Raw genomic sequence first — 6,590 nt, 5'->3', positions numbered from 1 at the left:
TGGAAGCAGATGAAATATTATTGGCGAGATTTTCAAGTCATGACAGCTGATAAAATAGAGCAATGGGTGGAGAGAGTATCAAACCAATTCGGAAAAGAATACATGTTTACTTTTTGATGACAGCTTATAGAATTACAAGCCAGCAATAAAATCAGTCCGTTTTTATTTAAACTGGCCGTCAAACGTCCTGTTTTACAACGCTATATTTTACCTACACAGCGTTTAGATTATTTACGCTGGTATATCGACAATTATTTACACCATCAGGAAGATTATCGTGAGGCTTTAACTCAACTGGGTTGTCCGACAGTCTTTTTTACAGGCGCACAATCGACCTTGTATGCGGCAGAAGGACAACGTCAAGTGGTAGAAGCTATGCCGAATGCGAAACAAGTCATATTTCACCAATCTGGGCATACCCCTTTACTGACCGAACCGTTGAAATTTAATCAGGAAATTAGCCAATTTTTAAAACTAAACAGCTAAAGTAAAACGGTGGAAAATGTGGTTTGCAATATTTTCCACCGTAGCATCATTAGACCTAGATTTAGTTTAGATCTAGATTTAATTGGCAAAAGCCGCGATACCCGTTTGCGCACGACCTAAAATTAGCGCATGCACATCGTGCGTCCCTTCATAGGTATTCACGACTTCCAAATTGACCAAATGCCGCGCCACGCCATATTCATCACTGATACCATTCCCACCAAGCATATCGCGCGCCATACGAGCAATCTCTAAGGCCTTGCCACAGTTGTTGCGTTTAATCAGCGAAGTACCTTCGAGTGAAGCGATACCCTCATCTTTCATACGACCAAAACGTAAAGCAATTTGTAAACCCAGCGCGATTTCGGTTTGCATATCGGCAAGTTTCTTTTGAATGAGCTGATTGGCCGCCAAAGGACGTCCGAACTGAATCCGATCCATCGTATATTGATGCGCAGTATGCCAACAAAACTCAGCCGCACCCATAGCACCCCAAGCAATGCCATAACGCGCACTATTTAAACAAGTGAACGGCCCTTTTAAACCACGCACTTCAGGTAACATATTTTCTTCAGGCACAAAAACATTGTCCATGACAATTTCACCTGTGATTGAAGCGCGTAAACCAACCTTGCCTTGAATGATTGGTGCAGAAAGTCCATCCCAACCTTTTTCTAAAATAAAACCGCGAATATCACCCACTTGCCCATCTGCCGAAACTTCTTTTGCCCACACCACAAATACATCGGCAATTGGACTATTGGTAATCCACATTTTCGCACCGTGTAAACGATAACCGCCTGCAACTTTATGTGCTCTGCTGTTCATACTGCCAGGGTCGGAGCCAAAATCAGGTTCAGTCAGACCGAAACATCCCACCCATTCACCCGAAGCAAGTTTGGGTAAATATTTCTGTTTTTGTGCTTCACTGCCAAACTCATAAATTGGCACCATCACCAATGAGCTTTGTACACTTGCCATAGAACGATAGCCTGAATCGACCCGTTCAATTTCACGTGAAATTAATCCATAACTCACATAATTTAAACCTGCACCGCCATATTGTTCAGGTATGGTTGAGCCTAACAAACCAAGCTCACCCATTTCACGGAAGATGCTGCGATCTACCGTTTCATGTCTAAACTGATCACGTACCCGCGGCAGTAATTTTTCCTGACAATAAGCATAGGCACTATCACGAATCATACGTTCGGTTTCAGTCAATTGCTGTTCAAGCAAAAAAGGATCTTTCCAATCAAATTTCACTTTTTCACTGTGAGTTGCAGGCGTGTGATTTGGCGATGGATTGTGTTGTGACATGGCATCCTCTGCACATTATTATAGGTTCTGGTTCATCAATATTTGATTTTGCAGCGTCATACTACTTTACTTTATGTTCTATCATTAAAATGAAATAACAAGCAATAAAAAGTGAACTTTGATTCAATTATTCAGCAAAGTTATAGACAGCACTAAACTTTCACATATTTAGATACTTAAAATTCTGAAAAAATGAGCTGTAGATTTGTGTTTCTATTTTCGGCACTTATACTCAAATCTAACCATCCATCAAGAGAATAAAACATGCGTAAATTAGTGGTTTTTTCGGGTGCAGGTATGAGCGCAGAAAGTGGAATCAACACCTTTAGAGATGGTGATGGCTTATGGGAAAAACATCGCGTGGAGGATGTCGCAAGTCCTGAAGCATGGGCAAGGAATCCTGAATTAGTCCAACGCTTTTATAATGAACGTCGTAAAAACATTCTTAATGCGCAGCCTAACTTGGCGCATCGCTTAATTGCTGAACTTGAAGATGATTTTGATGTACAAGTGATCACCCAAAATATTGATGATTTGCATGAACGTGCAGGCAGTTCAGAAGTTTTGCATTTACACGGCAATATTCGTTTAGCCAAAAGCTCAGGGCCTCATGCACAATACACGACAGAATTTTTTCCAATTGAAGGTGACTCGCTGAACTTGCAACAGGATCTTTGCCCACAAGGCTATCCTTTACGTCCGCATGTGGTCTGGTTTGGCGAAGCAGTTCCTGCCTATGAAGAAGCACTGGATTTGATTCAAGATGCCGATATTTTTATTGTGATTGGTACAAGTTTGGTGGTGTACCCTGTTGCTGGATTAGTACACGAAATTCCTGCAAATTGTCAGGCTTATTATATTGACCCAAAAGCCATGCAAGCCCAACTTCCTGCTCAATTTCAACGGATTTCCAAAACTGCCACTGAGGGCATGCAGCAATTGTTCGATCAATTACATCAAGTTTAAAGTAATTACAGTATCTAAATTTTTCCACTTGTAAGATGTCATCAACATGCTTAGGCTATTTTGACATCTTGCAGGATTGCATCATTTTCATAATAGTTTTAGGTATCTCTTTAAAACTTTGTTACCATCGCTCTTTCTCTGTGTTTGTGATGTTTACTGCATATGACCTCATCTTATCAGCAACAACTTGATGCAAAAGTTGCCCGTATTTCTGCCCAATTTGCCGAATATAACCCGCCTGCCTTGCAAGTATTTGCCTCACCAGAACACAACTACCGTATGCGGGCAGAGTTCCGAATTTGGCATATTGAAGATGATCTGTTTTATGCCATGTTTGAACGCAGTGAAGATAAGCAGAAAAAAGTTATTCGTGTAGATGAGTTTCCGATTGCAGACCGCAGCATTAACTTATTAATGCCAAAGCTGTTAGCCGCCCTGAAAGCCGATCCCGTATTATCGGCTCGTTTATTTGAAGTGCATTTTTTAGCGACTTTAAGTGGCGAAATGTTGGTTTCACTGCTTTATCACCGCAAACTTGAATCTGATTGGGAGCCTGCAGCCCAAGCTTTGAGCAAAGCATTAAACATTAAACTGATTGGACGCAGCCGTGGGCAAAAATTCGTGCTATCCGATGAGTATGTAGTTGAACAATTACAGGTTTTTGAGCGCACTTATACCTATAAGCAAATTGAAAGCAGCTTTACCCAGCCAAACGCGCAAGTTTGCCAAAAAATGCTGGAATGGGCATGTACGGTTGCCGAATATTCTGAGCAAGATTTATTAGAACTTTATTGTGGTAATGGTAACTTTACCCTGCCGCTATCGACTCGTTTCCGTCGTGTACTTGCCACAGAACTGGCTAAATCTTCGGTATATGCAGCGCAGTGGAATATTGAACAAAACCAGATTGAGAATATTCAAGTAGCACGCTTATCGGCTGAAGAGTTTACTCAAGCCTATAACGGTGAGCGTGAATTCCGCCGCTTGCAAGAAGCGAACATTGATCTTGCAAGTTATGATTTTGATACGGTCTTTGTCGATCCGCCACGCGCAGGAATTGATGATGCAACCTTAAAACTCCTACAGCGTTTTAAGCGTATTATTTATATTTCGTGCAACCCAGACACATTGCATGACAATTTAAAAACCTTGTGTCAAAACCATAAAGTGACGCAATTTGCACTGTTTGATCAATTCCCATACACCCATCATGTTGAGTCGGGTGTTTTACTGGAAAAGATTTAAACAATTTGTTGCATTATTCTTCAATATTTACAAGTTCTCCTTTTTAGCACTTGTAAATATTATGATGTAAATGAATCAGTTAAAGCATTACAAGCCCTTTAACTGTCATAATTTCGTTAAAAAAATGCAATATCATCGAAAATTCTGCAACTCGATTGCTGCTTTTATCACTTAGGTCGACTTGATTTATTTTTTATATTGGCTATATTTCGATCTATGTTAGGTTGTGAATGAAGGCTCTATGAGTTTTTGGCAAAAGTTGTTCTCTACAGAACAGCAAAACGAGCATAAAAATCAAATTGCTTGTGTTGAAAATGATTGCTCTTGCAAGACAAATGAACAACTTCTCGAAGCTTTAACCAAAGCCACAGATGAAGATGTCATTATCGGGATTAAGAAGGTTCTCGCTTCGCGAGGTTATAGCCGCAAAGAGTTGAATGAACTCCAGCATCTACCATTCCAGTAATGGAATATGATAAAAAAGGCATTTAGTTGAACTAAGTGCCTTTTTTAATGGCTGCATATATATTAGAACGATAAATTTTATAAATCGCGACACGTGCTTGAACTTGCACAAAAACGCTAATCTTTTCAAACGCAGTCAATCATATCTTCATAATCATGCGCTAATATTTCTACACATAATCATTACACCAATAAATTCGAATTATTCAAACAGAGAAAATGACAATGAAAAAAACTAGCCTTAGCTGTCTTGCCCTACTCAGCCTAAGTTTAACAGCCTGTAGCCCAATGCCGAAAGAATGTGCCGAAACTTGGGAGAAAATGGAAAGTTTTGCTAAAAACATGGGTATTTCAGATGAGCAACTTAAACAACAAAAAAAGCAATTTGAAAATGAAGTCAAACAAATGAAAAGCGAAGAAGCAGTCAAAATCTGCAGGATGCAAGGCACAGCCTTAGGTTTTATTGGACAATAAATTCAGCCAAGCCAAAACCAAATTCCAATGTTAGGGTTTACAGCCTTGATGATCTATATAAGCTAAAATTGGACCTAAATTGCGATGTGGATGAGTATGACGTTGTAATTGCGGAATATACGCTGTAGAAATCGAACCATCTAAATACAAGGCATTTGGCGTTTGCAGCTCATCTTTAAAAAAGGTGGCAAATTGATGAAAAGTTACGGGCGTCTTGCTAATCACAAAGTACAGGCTTTGGTCTTTTAACCCAACCCCATTTCTAATTTTATAAGAAGTACTGTCTGCCAAAAAACGTGAATTTAACTGGCGATTAATAACTAACATTGGGCCAGACTGTGTCGCATACTGCGCTTTGAACGCTTGATTGGCATATTGTTGGGTTGTTCCTAAAAACACCCGTTGATGATTCCACGCCAGTACACCATTGGGCTGAATTAAAAAATTCCCCCATCCCTGTTGCTGTCGGTTCAGCTTTTTAAGTTGTCGTCCTTGTTCCACATACAAACCCACAGGCGAATAATCTGGATGAAACATGCCTGCATTCATGGCAAATTGCATGTTTTCACAAGACTGTAGATTTTTTTGTAGTTGTGAAATTTGCAGATATGGTTTCCCTTGCCGATCTTTCAGATATAAGCCTAACTGTGACAACTGTGTCACTTCCACCACATCTGCATTGATTTTACTGTTGTTAACCGTCCATGCGCGAATTTCCGCTTGTGCAGTAGGCGTGCAGAATAAATAACAGAGCAATAAGCACTTCCACCGAGAACAAAACATTATCATCTCCATACCTGCTATGTTACAAATTGTGCATATAACTGAATGGGTTATCGCATATTTGCTTCAGACGCAGTACACTATAAAACCTGATTTCTTTTCTCTACTCATGTTACTTTATTGGTCAAGCGTACGATGCTCAAGCAGAAAACACGATTTCCTTTAGGGGCACATTTAATTGTGAAACACTTCGGCTATAGCCATCATGGTATCTATGCCGGGCGTGGTCGCGTGATTCACTATTCGGGTTTTGCACATCTTTTTAAAAAACACCCGATTGAAATGACCAGTATTGAAAAGTTTAGTCACGGCAAAAATATTATTGTGCAGTCGTATCATGCGCCCAAGTATAAAGGCCGCAAAGTGGTACGCCGTATGCGCTCCAGAATGCATGAAAACAATTATCATCTGATTATGAATAACTGTGAACATTTATGCACTTGGGCAATTACAGGTGTGGAAAGCAGCCCGCAAGTATTTAAGATGATGGATCGTTTAACCACCATTGGTTATGTCAGTTCATTGATGAGTTATATGAACAGTATGATGCTGACCCTGACCACGACTTGCTTTGCTTTAGTGCTCTATATTAAGAAGAAACTACGCGATAAAGCCAAAATGCAGTTACCGCAAATCCTGATGAAGCAGGAACAGCATAAAAACCGCTAATCGCAGTCATTTTAGCGACACTGTATATCTCACAAAATATTCTATAAATCTTAAATAACCCGAATTACGGATAAGAAAAGCCCTTGAAAAAAAGGTAGTTAGAGCCATTTAGAAAGTTACGACACAACCCAAAGGCTCTAACTACCATGTACGATTTTACAGAAATTTTTTGTATTGTTGAT

7 protein-coding genes and 2 pseudogenes are annotated in these 6,590 nt (G+C 39.8%); 7 read left to right on the top strand and 2 right to left on the bottom strand.

What is annotated here, in order from left to right; genetic code table 11:
* Both FTU70_RS14070 and FTU70_RS14065 read left to right on the top strand, forming a co-directional pair.
* A pseudogene (locus FTU70_RS14070) lies at positions 1 to 117 on the top strand (transposase); the annotation flags it as partial.
* Between the two features lie 9 nt (positions 118 to 126).
* Positions 127 to 486: pseudogene (locus tag FTU70_RS14065) on the top strand (alpha/beta fold hydrolase); the annotation flags it as partial.
* A gap of 78 nt (positions 487 to 564) precedes the next feature.
* Here the strand turns inward: FTU70_RS14065 and FTU70_RS14060 are convergent.
* Positions 565 to 1,806, bottom strand: coding sequence for an acyl-CoA dehydrogenase (locus tag FTU70_RS14060; protein WP_131260895.1), 1,242 nt, complete (start codon positions 1,804 to 1,806; stop codon positions 565 to 567).
* Between the two features lie 264 nt (positions 1,807 to 2,070).
* Between FTU70_RS14060 and FTU70_RS14055 the strand changes: the two genes are divergently transcribed.
* From FTU70_RS14055 to FTU70_RS14040, 4 genes are all read left to right on the top strand, one after another.
* Positions 2,071 to 2,772 (top strand): NAD-dependent deacylase, encoded by a 702-nt coding sequence (locus FTU70_RS14055; RefSeq protein ID WP_004973326.1) that lies wholly within the window; start codon positions 2,071 to 2,073, stop codon positions 2,770 to 2,772.
* A gap of 162 nt (positions 2,773 to 2,934) precedes the next feature.
* Complete coding sequence (gene trmA, locus FTU70_RS14050; RefSeq protein ID WP_179990787.1) at positions 2,935 to 4,017, top strand: tRNA (uridine(54)-C5)-methyltransferase TrmA; 1,083 nt, start codon at positions 2,935 to 2,937, stop codon at positions 4,015 to 4,017.
* 241 nt (positions 4,018 to 4,258) lie between these two features.
* Positions 4,259 to 4,483, top strand: coding sequence for a hypothetical protein (locus FTU70_RS14045; protein ID WP_004973321.1), 225 nt, complete (start codon positions 4,259 to 4,261; stop codon positions 4,481 to 4,483).
* A gap of 224 nt (positions 4,484 to 4,707) precedes the next feature.
* Positions 4,708 to 4,956 (top strand): hypothetical protein, encoded by a 249-nt coding sequence (locus FTU70_RS14040; RefSeq protein WP_004973320.1) that lies wholly within the window; start codon positions 4,708 to 4,710, stop codon positions 4,954 to 4,956.
* Between the two features lie 30 nt (positions 4,957 to 4,986).
* Here FTU70_RS14040 and FTU70_RS14035 read toward each other — a convergent pair whose 3' ends face one another.
* The gene (locus FTU70_RS14035) at positions 4,987 to 5,739 is read right to left on the bottom strand and encodes a phosphodiester glycosidase family protein (RefSeq protein ID WP_225530198.1); all 753 of its coding nucleotides are present in this window, start codon (positions 5,737 to 5,739) and stop codon (positions 4,987 to 4,989) included.
* A gap of 135 nt (positions 5,740 to 5,874) precedes the next feature.
* On the opposite strand from FTU70_RS14035, the gene FTU70_RS14030 reads away from it, so the two are divergent.
* Positions 5,875 to 6,408: a lecithin retinol acyltransferase family protein gene (locus FTU70_RS14030; RefSeq protein WP_096900868.1), complete on the top strand. Its 534-nt coding sequence runs from the start codon at positions 5,875 to 5,877 to the stop codon at positions 6,406 to 6,408.
* The last annotated feature ends 182 nt before the right edge of the window (positions 6,409 to 6,590 follow it).

The organism is Acinetobacter sp. YH12135, from assembly GCF_013418565.1.
Lineage (GTDB): Bacteria > Pseudomonadota > Gammaproteobacteria > Pseudomonadales > Moraxellaceae > Acinetobacter > Acinetobacter towneri.
Note: the sequence above shows the minus strand (reverse complement) of the source record. Positions and strands in the feature narration are given on the sequence as shown.